Source organism: Sphingomicrobium aestuariivivum (assembly GCF_024721585.1).
Classification (GTDB): Bacteria; Pseudomonadota; Alphaproteobacteria; order Sphingomonadales; family Sphingomonadaceae; genus Sphingomicrobium; species Sphingomicrobium aestuariivivum.
Genome location: NZ_CP102629.1, coordinates 2,001,991 through 2,016,144, shown reverse-complemented (window position 1 = coordinate 2,016,144; position 14,154 = coordinate 2,001,991). Strand labels below are relative to the sequence as shown.

Sequence of the window (14,154 nt, the reverse complement as noted above, 5' to 3'; positions counted from 1 at the left end):
GATGCTGGCGGCGCCCCTCGCCTTGCTCGCGGCACAGGCAGCGGCGTCGCTGCCCCATGATGCCGCGCCGACGAGCAGCGAGGACACCGTCTGGACGCAGGTGTCGGCGGCGGACCATGCGGACGCCTACGACATCTACCTGCGGCGCTTCCCCGAGGGCGAGCATGTCGATACCGCAAAGGCGGCGCTGGCACGGCTCGCGCCATCGCGCCCGGTCGAGAGCGAGGCCCAGTCGGCGGCCTGCGATGCCTATGCCGACGACCTGCCCATCGATGACGAGGCCTCGACCTATCGCAAGGCCTTCGCCGCCGACACGGTCCGGACCTACAGGCAGGCGCTCACGGAATACCCCGCCCACGCCTGCGCGCCGCGCATGCGGGTCGCGCTCGACGAGCTCGAGCGGCTCGAGGCGCTGTCGGCACCCGTGGCGGGGGTCGGGCCGCTCGGCTTTCATCTCCTGCCCGGGCGCCCGCTGGTGCGCGGGATCGATTATCCGGTCGTCGCCATGCGGCAGGGCGCCGAGGGCAACGTGACGATGACGTGGACAGTGGGCAACGATGGTCGCGTGAAGGATTGCGCGGTGACCACGAGCAGCGGCTCGGACGTGCTCGACGCAGCCGCCTGCCGCCTCGCCACGCAGCGCCTGCGCTACGACCCCGCACGCGATGCGTCCGGCAACGCCGTGGAGGGGCGAAGCTGGACGACCATCTCCTGGCGGATCGCCGACTAGGCGCTGGCCGCGTCGAGCGCGGCGAGTTGCGCCTCGCTTAACTCAAGCGTCAGGCTCGCGGTCAGCTCGGACAGTTGCGCGAGGCTCGTCGCGCTGGCGATGGGGGCGGTGACGGTCGGGCGCGAGCCGAGCCACGCCAGCGCGATGGTGGCGAGCGGCGCGCCCGTCTCGCCCGCGATCGCGTCCATCGCCTCGAGCACCTTCGGCCCCCTGCCCTCGAGATAGGCGATGTTGCGCAGCCCCCGCGGGCTTTTCGAAAGATCGTCCTTCGAGCGGTATTTGCCGGCGAGGAAGCCGTTGGCGATGCTGTAATAGGTGAAGACCGCCAGGTCGTGCTTGCGCACGCAGGCCTCGAGCTCGTCCTCATAGCGCGCGCGTTCGACAAGATTGTACCACGGCTGGAGTGCGACGGGCTTCGTCAGTCCCTCGGCCTCGCAGGTCGCCATCACCTCGTCGATACGCCCGGGCGTGAAATTCGACAGGCCGATGGCGCGGACCTTGCCCGCTTTCACCAATGCATCGAAGGCGCCGAGGCTGTCGGCCAGCGGCACCTTCTGGTCATCGGTGTGGAGGTAATAGAGGTCGATATCGGTGCCGAGACGCTTCAGCGAAGCATCGCAGGCCTTCGCCACCACCTCGGGCGCGAGGCCCTCGAGAAAACCGACCTTGCTGGCGATCACCACCTCGTCGCGCTTGCGCGAGGATTTGAGCCACTTGCCGATCACCGTCTCGCTCTCGCCGCCGACATGCCCCGGTACCCAGGCCGAATAGCTGTCGGCGGTGTCGATCATCTGCCCGCCCGCGGCGACAAACCCGTCCATCAGACGGAAGCTAACTGCCTCGTCGGCGGTCCAACCGAAGACATTGCCGCCGAGTGCGAGGGGCGCGACCTTGCCGACGTCGATGCTTGCCATGTCGTTCACCTTATCTTTGTAAATTTTTCCGACAGTGGGGCCATGTCGGTATCATTGACAGAAGGTTTGGCCCGCTGATGTCGTTCCCCGAGGCCCATTACAGCTCCTATCTCGCGGCGATCCTCTTCGCGCTGCTCGTCGCGTGGCAGCTTTTCAAGGGCCCGCGCACGGCCGCACAGCGCACGCTCATCGGCGCCTTCGCGCTGACCAGCCTTTGGGCCTGGCTCGATGCGCTGGGCGCCGCCGACGTGCTGACGGGACTGGCAGAGACCTTGCGCAACCTCGTCTGGATCGGCCTCCTCCACAGCCTCGCGACCAGCGGCGAGCCCGACCGGCGCCAGAAGGGGCTGAAGCTCGTCTATGCCTCGGTCGCAGGCGTGCTCGGCCTCCAGCTAGTGACCGTGATCGTCCCCCCGCTCGCTCCTGCAGACATGGACCTCGCGACCGTGTCGACCACGCTCAACCTCCTGCACATCCTCGGGGCCGCGGGCGGTCTTGTCCTCGTCCATAACTTCTATGGGCAGGCCGAGCCGGGCAGTCGCTCGACCATGCGCTATGCCATGCTCGCGCTCGCCTGGATCTGGCTCTACGACCTCAACTATTACACCATCGCCTATCTCTCGCCCGAACTCGGGGCCGCGGTGGGCGACTGGCGCGGACTCGCGGTCGCCGCCGCCGGTCCGCTGTTCGCCCTCGGCGCGCGCTCGGACGTCGCATGGCGCTTCCGGATGAGCCGCGCGGCGACCTTCCAGTCGCTCTCGCTCCTCGGCATCTGCGCCTATTTCGCGGTCATGGCGGTGCTCGCCACCGTGATGCGCGAGGAAGGCGGCGAAGTGGCGGGCGGGGTCGCGGTCACGCTGCTCACCATCCTCGTCGTCGGCGCGATGGCGATCCTCCCCTCGAGCCGCGCGCGCGCCTGGGCCAAGGTCAAGATCGCCAAGCATTTCTTCGAGCATCGCTACGACTATCGCACCGAATGGCTGCGCTTTACCGAGACGATCGGCGGCGACGAAGGCGAGCGCGGCGCATTGGGTGCCCGCATCGTGCGCGCCTTTGCCGACATGCTCGATGCGCCGGGCGGCGTCCTCCTCGTGCGCGACGAGCATGAGGGGCTGCGCGCTGGCGGCGTCTGGAACTGGGGCGCGCGCCTCGTCGATCCGCCCGCCGGGGTCTTCACCAACGAGCGCGAAGCGCCCTTCTGGGAGCATGTCGTCGCCGAGACGCGCATCCTCGAACTCAACGGCCTTCGCGAAGGCTGGGGCGACCCGCGCGACCGCGCCGCCGGTCCGCCCTCATGGCTGCTCGAGCGCGACGAGGCCTATGTCGCCATCCCGCTGCTCGCCGACCGCCAGCTGATCGGCCTCGTCCTCCTCGCCCAGCCCGATTACAGCCGTCCGCTCGACTGGGAGGATTTCGACCTCCTGCGCACCGCGGGACGGCAGGCGGCCAGCGCGCTCGCCGAAAAGGTCAGCCAGGAAGCGCTCGCCAAGGCCCAGCGGTTCGAGGAATTCAACCGCCGCTTCGCCTTCATCATGCACGACATCAAGAATCTCGTCAGCCAGTTGTCGCTCCTGTCGCGTAATGCCGAGCGCCATGCCGACAACCCCGAGTTCCGCGCAGACATGGTCGCCACGCTCAAGAGCTCGGTGGCGAAGATGAACGACCTCCTCGCCCGCCTCGCACCGCAAGGCACCCGCCCCGACAAGAAGGCACGCGCTACCCGCCTCGACGATGTCCTCTCCTTCGCCATCGCCGCCAAGCGCGCGGACCATGACGTCCGCCTTCTCGGCGATCGCGAGCGCTGGGCGGTGGCCGATGCCGCCAGCCTCGAACAGGCGATCGGCCATCTCGTCCAGAATGCCATCGATGCCAGCTCCAAGGACAAGCCTGTCATCGTCCGCATCGGCGGCGACGACGGCGACGTCGTCATCGACGTCATCGACGAGGGGCACGGCATGGATCCCGACTTCGTCCGCTCGCGCCTGTTCGAACCCTTCGCCTCCACCAAGGACGGGGGTTTCGGCATCGGCGCCTATGAGGCGCGCGCGCTGATCCTCGCCATGGGGGGCCGCCTCGATGTCGAATCCCGCGCGGGAGAGGGTACCCGCTTCACCATCCGCCTCGCCGCCGCCGCGCCCGGGGAATTGAGGAAATCCGCATGACCAAGCCGACCCGCCCGATCCTGCTCGTCGTCGAGGATGACGAGGGCCTGCAGCGCCAGTTGAAATGGGCCTATGAGGACTATGAAGTCGTCGCGGCCACGAGCCGCCAGCAGGCGATCGACCTCCTGCGCCTCCACGAGCCCGCCGTGGTCACGCTCGACCTCGGCTTGCCGCCCGATCCCGATGGCACCAGCGAGGGTTTCGCCACCCTGTCCGAAATCCTTGCATTGAAGCCCGACACCAAGGTCATCGTCGCCTCGGGCCATGGCGCGCGCGAGAGTGCCCTCAAGGCCATCGCCAACGGCGCCTACGACTTCTACCGCAAGCCCGTCGACATCGACGAGCTCGGCCATATCGTGAAACGCGCCTTCCAGCTGCACGAGATCGAGAGCGAGAACCGCCGCCTCGAGGCGACCGCCAACGACAGCCAGACGGTGCTGGGCTCGATCGTCTCGGCATCGCCGGAAATGCTCAAGGTCGCCCACACTATCGAGCGCGTCGCCTCGGCCGACGTCTCGGTCATGCTGCTGGGCGCCTCGGGCACCGGCAAGGAACTGCTCGCCCGCGCGGTCCATGACCAGAGCCCGCGCAAGGGCGGCGAATTTGTCGCCATCAACTGCGCCGCCATCCCCGAGAATTTGCTCGAGGCCGAATTGTTCGGCTACGAGCGCGGCGCCTTCACCGGCGCCGTGAAGACCACGCCGGGCAAGATCGAGCTGGCGCAGGGCGGTACGCTGTTCCTCGACGAGGTCGGCGACATCCCCCTGCCCCTCCAGGTCAAGCTTCTCCGCTTCCTCCAGGAACGCGTCATCGAGCGCATCGGCGGCAGGAAGCCGATCGATGTCGACACGCGCATCGTCTGCGCCACCCACCGCGACCTCGACGGCATGATCGCCGAGGGCAGCTTCCGCGAGGATCTCTATTACCGCCTCGCCGAGATCGTCGTGCCGATCCCGCCGCTGTCCGCTCGCACCGGCGATGCCGTGCTGCTGGCGCGCTATTTCACCGGCAAATATGCCAAGGACCTCGGGCGCAACATCAGCGGGCTCGCCCCCGATGCGGTCGAGGCGGTCGACGAGCATCCCTGGCCCGGCAATGTCCGCGAGTTGGAAAACCGCATCAAACGCGCGGTCATCATGGCCGACGGCAAGCTCGTCACCGCGGGCGACCTCGACCTGCAATCGAACAGCGACGGCGAGGGCGCGAGCCCGATCAACCTGCGCGCCGCGCGCGAGATCGCCGACCGCAAGGCCATCCGCCAGGCGCTGACCCGCACCGACAACAATATCTCGGGCGCGGCCAAGCTCCTCGGCATCAGCCGCCCGACGCTCTACGACCTCATGAAACAGTATAAGCTCAGCGCCTGATTTCTTAACCTATTGTATTAACAAGCATAGTGAGAGACACTCTCCGGAGCGACTCGATGTAGGGGTCGCGACGCTTCGGGGGACATCCCATGACCTATGCGCGCGTCTATGTGATCGGCGACAGCCTCGCCGACAGCGGCAATGCCCTTGCGCTTGCCTATTGGTATGACGGCCTGCCCTTCGCCTCCCTGCCCGCCGGCACCCCGCTGCCCGAGCTCGGCTATTTCGAGGGACGCTTCACCGACGGCTATACCTTCTCCGACCTCATCTCGAACAAGTTCACCGGCGAGGTGAGCGAGCCGACCTTCCCCTTCCGCTACGAGGATCCGTGGCTCGGTATCCCGATCGCGCCCTTCGAGCCCGATCCCGTCGGAAATGCGCTCAACTTCGCTTATGGCGGCGCGCAGGTGCTGAAGGGCGACGAGGCCGTCCTCGACCTGTCGGACCAGGTCGATGCGCTGCAGGACGCGCTCGATAATGACATCCCGTCTGATGCGCTCATCATCGTCACGCTGGGCGGCAATGACATCCGCAGCCTCGTTCCCGACAATGGCACGATCACGCCGCCGTCCGAAGCCTATGCGCGGATCGACGACATCATCGCCGACATGCTCAAGCATCTCGGCCAGCTGGTGCGCGACGGCGCGGTCGACATGCTCATCTCGGGCGTCGCCGACATCGGCGTGGTCCCCGAATATGACTATAACCGCAACGGCGTGCTTGATCCCGACGAGCAGGCGCGCGCGGACGCGGCGACCGAATACAGTCTCTACCTCGACTTCCTCATCCGCACGGTGGTGGTCCCCGACCTCGAGGCGCGCGGCGCCAATGTCACCTATGCGCCGCTGACCGACAATGTCGGCCAGCTCGGTGCTCTGTCGCTCATCCTGCCGACGCTGGCGGGGCTTTACGGGCTCGATCCGGCCGAGCTCGCCAACAACTTCCTCACCTATCGCGACCTCGTCTTCTTCGACGACATCCACCCGACCGCGCAGGTGCATGCCATCGCCGGCTCGCTGATGATGGCGCAGATGGCGGGGACCGAATGGATCGAGATCCTGCCGATGGAGGCGCCGCAGGCGCTCGTCGCAGGCTCGCTCGACGTGGCCGGGGCGACGACGACCGTGGACGTCCTCCTCGTCGCGGACACCGACTATGCGTTCGACATGCTCGGCATGAGTTCGCTGGGTATCACAGGCAGCCTCGCCGACCCGATCCTCTTCCTGTCGGGCGCTGGGCTGTCGGCGGGCGATGACGACAGCGGGGCGGGTTTCGATGCCCATCTCGCCGTCACTGTCGCGCAATCGGGCACCTACGCGCTGACCCTCGATGCGGTGGGGATGGTGACGGGCGATTATGTCCTGCTCGCCGCCGCGGTCGGCGGTGCGGCAATGGGCCGCGGCGACAGCTATGTCGTCTCATCCTCCACCACGTTGGTGCTCGAGGCCGAGGGCGGGGTCGGCACCGATGTCGTGCGCGCGAGCGTCGATTACGCGCTCGCTGGGGGCAGCGAGATCGAGGTACTCGAGACGGCCAATGACAAGGGCAAGGCGTCGATCGATCTCACCGGCAACGGCTTCGACCAGCTCATCCAGGGCAATGCGGGAAACAACCGCATCGACGGCGGCGGCGGCGAAGACGAGATGTTCGGCGGGCGCGGGAAAGACATTTTCGTGCTCGATGGCGACGGGGTCGACCGCATCCTCGACTATGGCAGCGAGGACCGCATCGACGTTGGCACGCTGCTGTCGCTCGAGGCGGGCGTCGACCCCGTGTCGGCCGGCTATCTGCGGATCGCGGGCGGGCAGGTCGAGGTCGATCTCGACGGTGGCGGCGACGAATGGGTCGCCATCGCCGAGGTCGGTGTCAGTGCCGCGACCTTCCTCTACCGTTCGGGCGGCGAGGTCGCCGAGGTCAGCTTCGGCGCCACCAAGGGCGGCGGCGGCGGATCCAAGGGTGGCGGCGGTCCGAAGGGTGGCAGGAACAACCTGACCGCCAACTCCCTGCTCGCCTCCCCGCTCGGCCTCACCGCCTTCGCGGTCGTGGCGATGGAAGTGGCCGACAGCGCGGAAAGCCACGACACCTATGTGATGTCGTCGCCGACCCCGCAGGCCGCCGAACTGCCACCGCTGACGATGGCAACAAGCGATGTGGTGAAATTTGCCTCTCCGGTTGCCGCCGAGAGCGTGACGGTCGAAAGCGCGCGGTCGGCCCACGGCCTCGCAGAAACGTCCGCGACACTGGTGCCGGTGGTGGAGGAAGTCGCGCTACCACCCCTCCCCGATGCATCCGACTTGCCGATGCCGGCCGAGCATATCGCACCTCCCGATTTCGGCGACGGCGTGATGATGGCGGCCCCCATGACAGGCGATGCCGACCTGGCCGCCGTTCTCGTGGAGGCGCTGGTGGAGGTTGATGGCGATCCGGTCGAGGCATTGCTCGCTGCGCTCACCGCGCGCAGCGAGTCCGATGCGGAAAGCGCCATGCCCGTCGTCGCGGAAGCCGACAACGGCATCGCGGACATGATGATCATGCCCTTTGATCCGGTCGAACTGGCACTCGCGGCACCAGATGGCGCGCCGCTGGCCTAGCCGAGCCCTTCGGCCTTCTCCGCGACCTCGAGCCAGCGCTCTTCGGCCGCGTCTTTCTCCGCGCGCTTGTCCTCGAGGCTCTGCGTGAGCGCGGCAAAGCGGTCGGGGTCGGCGGAGAAGAGCTCGGGGTCGGCCAGCGCGGTCTCGATCTCGACCATTTCGGTCTCCAGCTTCTCGATCTCGCTCGGCAGCCGGTCGAAGTCGCGCTGGTCCTTGTAGCTGAGTTTCACCGCGCGGGTGCTCGGCGCGGGCTTGGAGGCAGCACCGCTCTTCTTCGCCTTCTTCGCCCCGCTTTTCCTGTCCTTGCGGCGCTTGGCCCAGTCCTCATAGCCGCCCGCCACGACATCGACCGTGCCCGAGCCATCGAGGCCGAGCGTGATCGTCACCGTGCGGTCGAGGAAGTCGCGGTCGTGGCTGACCAGCAGCACGGTGCCCTGATAGTCGGCGATCACTTCCTGCAAGAGGTCGAGCGTCTCCATGTCGAGATCGTTGGTCGGCTCGTCGAGCACGAGCAAATTGCTCTCGCGGGCGAATTCGCGCGCCAGCAGCAGGCGGTGCCGCTCGCCCCCCGACAGCGTGCCGACGAGCGCCTCGGACAGGCCCGGGTCGAACAGGAATTCCTTGAGATAGCCCTTGATGTGCTTCTTGGTGCCGCGCACCTCGATCCAGTCGCCGCCCTCGGCGAGGATGTCGCGTACCTTCTTCTTGGGGTCGAGGAGCTTGCGCTGCTGGTCAACGACGATCCCCGACAGCGTCTTGGCAAGGTTGACCTTGCCCTCGTCGGGTTCAAGCTCGCCCGTCAGCATCCTGAGGAGCGTCGTCTTGCCCGCGCCATTGGCGCCGACGATGCCGATCCGGTCGCCGCGCTGCACCCGCAGGCTGAAGTCGTCGATGATCGTCCGCTCGCCGAAGCGCTTGGTGACATTTTCGGCATCGATCACCGTCTTGGTCTTCACTTCGTCCTTGGCGAGGCCGAGTGCCGAGGTACCCTGCATGCCGATCATCGCGGCACGCTGGGCGCGCAGTTCGAACAGCTGGCGAAGGCGGCCCTGGTTGCGCTTGCGCCGCGCCGTCACACCCTTGTGCAGCCACTCGGTTTCCTGCCGCAGCTTCTCGTCGAGCTTCTCGAGACGTCGCCGGTCCTCCTCAAGCACCTCCTCGGTCCATTTGTCGAACCCGCCATAGCCGATCTCGGCACGCCTCAGGGTGCGGCGGTCGAGCCAGATACAGCTGGTCGTCAGCCGCTTCAGGAACGAGCGGTCATGGCTGATGACGATGAAGGCGCCATTGTAGCGTCCAAGCCAATCCTCGAGCCATTCGATCGCGCCGAGGTCGAGGTGGTTGGTCGGCTCGTCGAGCAGCAGCAGGTCGGGCTCGCTCGCCAATGCGCGCGCCAGCGCGGCGCGGCGGCGTTCGCCCCCGCTCGCGGTCTTCGCCTCGCGGTCGAGGTCGGCGCCCATTTGCTGCGCGATGGCCTCGATCGCATGGGCTGGCGGAGCCCGCTCACCGCTCGTCGCCCAGTCGATCAACCGCTCGTGCCCGCTCATGTCGGGGTCCTGCTGGAGCCAGACGATATTGACGCCGGGCATCACCGTGCGGCTACCCGCGTCCAGTTCCACATCGCCCATGATGGTGCGGAACAGCGTGGTCTTGCCCGCGCCGTTGCGCCCGATCAGCGCGAGCCGGTCCTTGGGGCCGACGTGGAGCGTGAGGTCCTGGAACAGGATGCCGTCGCCATGATGGAGCCGGACGTCTTCGAGGCTGAGAATCGGTGGTGCCATATTGTCACAGCGCCTAGCCTTTCCGCGGCCTCCCGTCATCTTTGTTCCTGAACGCGCGAAAAGCATGCCATTCACACATCATTCAATGCCCCGACCCTAGGAGGGAGGCCGAGGACAAATCAGTGATGCGTGTACGAACTTCCCTTCTCGCCGCCTTTGGCGCGGCCACCCTGCTTGCGACCCCCGCGGCGGCCCTTGGTGCGTTCCAGCCCGAGCCGCCCCGCGCGGAGCGTGACCAGGACCGTGCCTATGACAAGGCCCGCAACGGCAATGCGATGCCGCTGCCGCTGCTCGAGCAGCGCGTGGTACCGCGCATGCGTGGTTTCCAGTATCTCGGCCCCGAGATGCGCGGCAATGTCTATCGCCTGAAGTTCGTCCGCGACGGTCGCCTCGTGTGGGTCGATGTCGACCCGCGCACCGGCCGCGTCGTCGGCACCTCGAACCGCTAGCGCCCCTCCTTTTTTCCAGAGATCTTCCTGCTGCACGTTCCCGTCGTTACGGTGGCGTCAAGCAACCGTTCATGCCATGAAGGGTTGAACGAGGTGGAACAGGGAAAAACGGGAAAAAGATGCGAATCCTCATCGTCGAAGACGAACCCAATCTCGGGCGCCAGCTGCGCTCCACGCTCGAAGGCGCCGGCTATGCCGTCGATCTCGCCACCGATGGCGTCGACGGTCACTTCCTCGGCGAGAGCGAGAGCTATGACGCGGTCGTGCTCGACCTCGGCCTGCCCGAGATGGACGGCCTCACCATCCTCAACAAGTGGCGCAAGGGCGGGAAGGACATGCCCGTCCTCGTCCTGACGGCGCGCGACAGCTGGTCGGACAAGGTCGCCGGCCTCGATGCCGGCGCCGACGACTATCTCGCCAAGCCCTTCCAGACCGAAGAGCTGATCGCCCGGCTGCGCGCGCTGATCCGCCGTTCGGCGGGCCATGCCTCCTCGGTGCTCGAAGCGGGCGAGATCCGTCTCGACACCCGCTCGGGCAAGGTCACCAAGGATGGCGAGCCCGTGAAGCTCACGGCGCAGGAGTATAAGCTCCTCAGCTACCTCATGCACCATAAGGGCAAGGTGGTTAGCCGGACCGAGCTGATCGAGCATATCTACGACCAGGATTTCGACCGCGATTCGAACACCATCGAGGTGTTCGTCACGCGCATCCGCAAGAAGCTCGGCTCGGAGACGATCACCACCATTCGCGGGCTGGGCTACAGCCTCGAGGACCCCGAGGATCGTGACGACGGCTGAGCCTCCGCTGGGGGACATCCTTCCGGGCGTGCGGCGTGAACGGCGCGAATCGCTGACCCGCCGCATGATCGGCATCGCCGCGCTGTGGATCGCGGTGCTGCTGCTCATCGGCGGCTATGCGCTGGACCGCATCCTGACGCGCTCGATCGTCGACAATTTTGACGGCCAGCTCGAATATGTCCTCAACGCCATGATCGCGGCCTCCGAGATCGGCCCCGATGGCGAGGTGCGCTTCAACCGTCCACCCGCCGACCAGCGCTTCCTTGAAATCTACTCGGGCCGCTATTTCCAGATCTCGGGCGAGGGTGCCGACACTTTCGCCTCACGCTCGCTCTGGGACCGGCGCCTCGCCACGCAAGTCTCGCACAGCGATCTCGACGTGCATGTCCGCGACAGCTTCGAGTTCGAGGGCGAACCACTGCGCATCGTCGAGCGCGACATCATCCTTCCCGACAGCGACGTGCGCTGGCGCTTCCAGGTCGCCGAGAGCCGCGAGCAGCTCGACGAGCAGATCGAGGAACTGCGCTCGACCCTCATCCGCTCCTTCGCCGTCCTCGGCCTCGGACTGCTCATCATGGCGGGGATCCAGACCATCTACGGCCTGTGGCCACTACGGCGGGTCCGCCGCGCCGTGGTCGAGATCCGCACCGCCGAGAAACAGCGGATCACCGACGATTTCCCGCGCGAGATCACCCCGCTCGTCGACGAGATCAACGAACTGCTCGCGCATAACGAGGCGCAGGCCGAGGAGGCCCGTCGCCACGCCGGCAACCTTGCCCATGCACTGAAGACCCCGCTCACCGTGATCACCAATGCCGCCACCGCGCGCGAGAGCGACCTCGACGAGATCGTCTGCCGCGAGGCGACCGTGATGCGCCGCCAGGTCGACCACCATCTCGCCCGCGCCCGCGCCATCGGCCGCCGCGCCTCGGCGCAGGCGCGGGCCCATGTCGCGACCAGCCTCGACCCGATCGAACGCGCCGTCACGCGCCTCTACGACGGCGTCACCGTCGATGTTGCGGGCGACCGCGAAGCCTGCGTTCGCGTCGAGAAGCAGGACCTTGACGAGATGCTCGGCAACCTCGTCGAGAATGCCGCCAAATATGGAGGCGGGCGTGTCTTCGTGACGATCGAAGCTTCAGCACCTGTCGTCGACATCCTGGTCGAGGACGACGGGCCCGGCATCCCCAAGGACCAGCGCGACGCGATCTTCGCGCGCGGTGCCCGGCTCGATACCACCGGCAAGCAGGGCTCGGGCCTCGGGCTCGCCATCGTGCGCGACGTCGCCGAAATCTATGGTGGCACCGTCGCGCTTTCCGAGAGCGAGGACCTCGGCGGCCTCCTCGCGCGGCTTTCCCTTCCCGCCGTGCTCGAGACAAGCTAGGGGGCGTGCCATGACCGGAAACGTCACGCCGCTCCGCCCCGATTCCACGCCCTCGCTCGAGCCCATGATCGGCCTCGTCGCCGAGGACATGAACGCCGTCAACGCGATCATCCTCGACCGCATGCAGTCGAAGGTCGCGCTGATCCCCGAGCTTGCGGGACATCTCATCGCGGGCGGCGGCAAGCGGCTCAGGCCTATGCTCACGCTGGCCGCTGCACGGCTGCTCGACTATCCGGGCGCACGCCATCACAAGCTGGCCGCCGCGGTCGAGTTCATCCACACCGCGACGCTCCTTCACGACGATGTCGTCGACGGCTCGGAAATGCGCCGCGGCAAGCGCGCCGCCAACCTCATCTGGGGCAATCCCGCTACCGTACTGGTCGGCGACTTCCTCTTCAGCCGCGCCTTTGAACTGATGGTCGAGGACGGCAGCCTCAAGGTCCTCAAGATCCTCAGCCACGCCAGCGCGGTCATCGCCGAGGGCGAGGTCGACCAGCTCACCGCCCAGCGCCGTATCGAGACGTCGGAAGACGAGTATCTGAACATCATTGGCGCCAAGACCGCCGCGCTGTTCGCCGCCGCCTGCCAGGTTGCCCCCGTCGTCGCCGAAGCGGGCGAGGAAGCCGAGGCCGCGCTCGAGGCCTATGGCCGCAATCTCGGCATCGCCTTCCAGCTGATCGACGATGCGATCGATTACACCAGCGACGAGGCCACGATGGGCAAGGGCCTCGGAGATGATTTCCGCGACGGCAAGATGACGCTACCCGTCATCCTCGCCCATGCCCGCGGCTCGGCCGAGGACCGCGCTTTCTGGAAGGCCGCCATGCAGGGCAGCCGGACGAGCGACGAGGACCTCGCCCATGCCGTCTCGCTGATGCGGGCAACCGGCGCGCTCGACGACACGATGGAAGCCGCGCGCAGCTTTGCCCGTCGCGCCGTCGATGCGCTCAACATCTTCCCCGACAGCAATGCCCGCCGCGCGATGGTCGAGGCCGCCAACTTCGCGGTCGCCCGCGCCTACTGAGCATAAAAATGCGGTCCGGCCCCGCGAGCGGGTGGAGCCGGACCGCAAGTTTGCCCCCCTTGGGGAAGGCGTATCGCGTCAGACGCGGGTCGCGCTGAAGCGGGTCACGTCACCGTTCTTGGCGTTGCGATAGAGACCGTTGAGGCGACCGTCCTCGCCGACAGTCCATTCGGTCGTGCCCTGTTCCTCGCCGTCGCGCATGAAGGTTTCGCGATAGCTGTTCTCGCCGATCTGCTCGACCTTCACCATCTCGCCGGAATCGCTGCCTTCGACCGCGACGGGCTCGCCGCCGAGCGTGGCGGTGTAGCTGCCGCTGTTGCCCTGCCAGCTGAACTGGTCGCCCTCGACATTGAAGCTGGCGCGCAGGCCGGCATCGCTGACCGTCTCGACATCATCGTACATCCATTTGCCCGACACGGCATGGCTGCCATCGGCACCCGCCTCGACGCGCGTCCAGCGGTTGGAGCCCTCGACGACTTCGGCGCCGCGCATGTTCTTGAAATTGCCGGTCGCGCTCTGCCCGTCTTCCGACACGGTCATGCTGCTCTCGTAGACGACCTCGCCTTCGTGGCGGCCGCTGAACTTCACGGTGCGGTCATCGACTTCCTCGACCATCACCTCGTCGGTGCCTGGCAATTCGACCGCATGCCATTCGCCATCGGCAGGCACCGAATAGGGCGTGTCGCAGCTCTTGCACTCATAGGTGCCGTCGGCGAGCACCCACTCGTCCTCGCTGCTTTCGAACTCGGCGCTGTCGATGTCGATCATCCAGTCGCCGCTGATGCCCTCGGCGGCAGCGGCGGCGGTGGTCGTGTCGGCGTCCATGTCCCCGCCCGCATCGCAGGCGACGGCACCCAGCGACAGGGCCAGTACGGCCGTCATGGTGGTCAGTTTCTTCATGTCATTCCCCTTCGTCCCATTGCGAAGGGAATGCCGTGGACAGGCGCCCCCCACG

The 14,154-nt window shown here is 66.9% G+C and carries 11 protein-coding genes; 8 read left to right on the top strand and 3 right to left on the bottom strand.

The features are described from left to right. Position 1: 1 nt before the first annotated feature. Entirely contained in the window at positions 2 to 730 is a 729-nt protein-coding gene (locus tag NUW81_RS10355) for an energy transducer TonB (RefSeq protein ID WP_245113005.1), read from the top strand. On the opposite strand, the gene NUW81_RS10350 is transcribed toward NUW81_RS10355, so the two are convergent. Beyond that, on the bottom strand, positions 727 to 1,644 hold the full coding sequence (locus NUW81_RS10350) for an aldo/keto reductase (protein WP_245113004.1): 918 nt from the start codon (positions 1,642 to 1,644) through the stop codon (positions 727 to 729). The genes NUW81_RS10355 and NUW81_RS10350 overlap by 4 nt on opposite strands. Before the next feature lie 77 nt (positions 1,645 to 1,721). Here NUW81_RS10350 and prsK point away from each other — a divergent pair, with 77 nt between their 5' ends. The 3 genes from prsK to NUW81_RS10335 all read left to right on the top strand — a co-directional run bounded on the left by prsK (position 1,722) and on the right by NUW81_RS10335 (position 7,764). Then, positions 1,722 to 3,806: an XrtA/PEP-CTERM system histidine kinase PrsK gene (prsK, locus tag NUW81_RS10345; protein ID WP_245113003.1), complete on the top strand. Its 2,085-nt coding sequence runs from the start codon at positions 1,722 to 1,724 to the stop codon at positions 3,804 to 3,806. Further along, complete coding sequence (prsR, locus tag NUW81_RS10340) at positions 3,803 to 5,173, top strand: PEP-CTERM-box response regulator transcription factor (RefSeq protein WP_245113000.1); 1,371 nt, start codon at positions 3,803 to 3,805, stop codon at positions 5,171 to 5,173. The genes prsK and prsR overlap by 4 nt, the downstream gene beginning before the upstream one ends. An 89-nt stretch (positions 5,174 to 5,262) precedes the next feature. Beyond that, positions 5,263 to 7,764: an SGNH/GDSL hydrolase family protein gene (locus NUW81_RS10335; protein WP_245112998.1), complete on the top strand. Its 2,502-nt coding sequence runs from the start codon at positions 5,263 to 5,265 to the stop codon at positions 7,762 to 7,764. Here NUW81_RS10335 and NUW81_RS10330 read toward each other — a convergent pair. Continuing rightward, positions 7,761 to 9,545, bottom strand: coding sequence for an ABC-F family ATP-binding cassette domain-containing protein (locus tag NUW81_RS10330; RefSeq protein ID WP_245112996.1), 1,785 nt, complete (start codon positions 9,543 to 9,545; stop codon positions 7,761 to 7,763). The genes NUW81_RS10335 and NUW81_RS10330 overlap by 4 nt on opposite strands. Positions 9,546 to 9,670: 125 nt before the next feature. Between NUW81_RS10330 and NUW81_RS10325 the strand changes: the two genes are divergently transcribed. From NUW81_RS10325 to NUW81_RS10310, 4 genes are all read left to right on the top strand, one after another. Further along, the gene (locus tag NUW81_RS10325; protein WP_245112993.1) at positions 9,671 to 9,994 is read left to right on the top strand and encodes a PepSY domain-containing protein; all 324 of its coding nucleotides are present in this window, start codon (positions 9,671 to 9,673) and stop codon (positions 9,992 to 9,994) included. A gap of 119 nt (positions 9,995 to 10,113) precedes the next feature. Continuing rightward, positions 10,114 to 10,791, top strand: a complete 678-nt coding sequence (locus tag NUW81_RS10320) for a response regulator (RefSeq protein ID WP_245112991.1) — start codon at positions 10,114 to 10,116, stop codon at positions 10,789 to 10,791. A gap of 64 nt (positions 10,792 to 10,855) precedes the next feature. Further along, positions 10,856 to 12,175 (top strand): sensor histidine kinase, encoded by a 1,320-nt coding sequence (locus tag NUW81_RS10315; protein WP_245113786.1) that lies wholly within the window; start codon positions 10,856 to 10,858, stop codon positions 12,173 to 12,175. Between the two features lie 10 nt (positions 12,176 to 12,185). Next, positions 12,186 to 13,199, top strand: a complete 1,014-nt coding sequence (locus tag NUW81_RS10310) for a polyprenyl synthetase family protein (protein WP_245112988.1) — start codon at positions 12,186 to 12,188, stop codon at positions 13,197 to 13,199. A 78-nt stretch (positions 13,200 to 13,277) separates the two neighbouring features. Here NUW81_RS10310 and NUW81_RS10305 read toward each other — a convergent pair whose 3' ends face one another. Then, positions 13,278 to 14,099 carry a hypothetical protein gene (locus NUW81_RS10305; protein ID WP_245112983.1) on the bottom strand — a complete coding sequence of 274 codons (822 nt, stop codon included), beginning with the start codon at positions 14,097 to 14,099 and terminating at the stop codon, positions 13,278 to 13,280. Between the last annotated feature and the right edge of the window lie 55 nt (positions 14,100 to 14,154).

What these genes read in the sequence shown, in the direction of transcription:
- NUW81_RS10335 (WP_245112998.1), top strand. Translation starts at nt 5,263, where the DNA reads ATGACCTATGCGCGCGTCTATGTGATCGGCGACAGCCTCGCCGACAGC.
- NUW81_RS10310 (WP_245112988.1), top strand. Translation starts at nt 12,186, where the DNA reads ATGACCGGAAACGTCACGCCGCTCCGCCCCGATTCCACGCCCTCGCTC.
- NUW81_RS10305 (WP_245112983.1), bottom strand. Translation starts at nt 14,099, where the DNA reads ATGAAGAAACTGACCACCATGACGGCCGTACTGGCCCTGTCGCTGGGT.
- NUW81_RS10355 (WP_245113005.1), top strand. Translation starts at nt 2, where the DNA reads ATGCTGGCGGCGCCCCTCGCCTTGCTCGCGGCACAGGCAGCGGCGTCG.
- NUW81_RS10330 (WP_245112996.1), bottom strand. Translation starts at nt 9,545, where the DNA reads ATGGCACCACCGATTCTCAGCCTCGAAGACGTCCGGCTCCATCATGGC.
- NUW81_RS10315 (WP_245113786.1), top strand. Translation starts at nt 10,856, where the DNA reads ATGATCGGCATCGCCGCGCTGTGGATCGCGGTGCTGCTGCTCATCGGC.
- NUW81_RS10325 (WP_245112993.1), top strand. Translation starts at nt 9,671, where the DNA reads ATGCGTGTACGAACTTCCCTTCTCGCCGCCTTTGGCGCGGCCACCCTG.
- prsR (WP_245113000.1), top strand. Translation starts at nt 3,803, where the DNA reads ATGACCAAGCCGACCCGCCCGATCCTGCTCGTCGTCGAGGATGACGAG.
- NUW81_RS10350 (WP_245113004.1), bottom strand. Translation starts at nt 1,644, where the DNA reads ATGGCAAGCATCGACGTCGGCAAGGTCGCGCCCCTCGCACTCGGCGGC.
- NUW81_RS10320 (WP_245112991.1), top strand. Translation starts at nt 10,114, where the DNA reads ATGCGAATCCTCATCGTCGAAGACGAACCCAATCTCGGGCGCCAGCTG.
- prsK (WP_245113003.1), top strand. Translation starts at nt 1,722, where the DNA reads ATGTCGTTCCCCGAGGCCCATTACAGCTCCTATCTCGCGGCGATCCTC.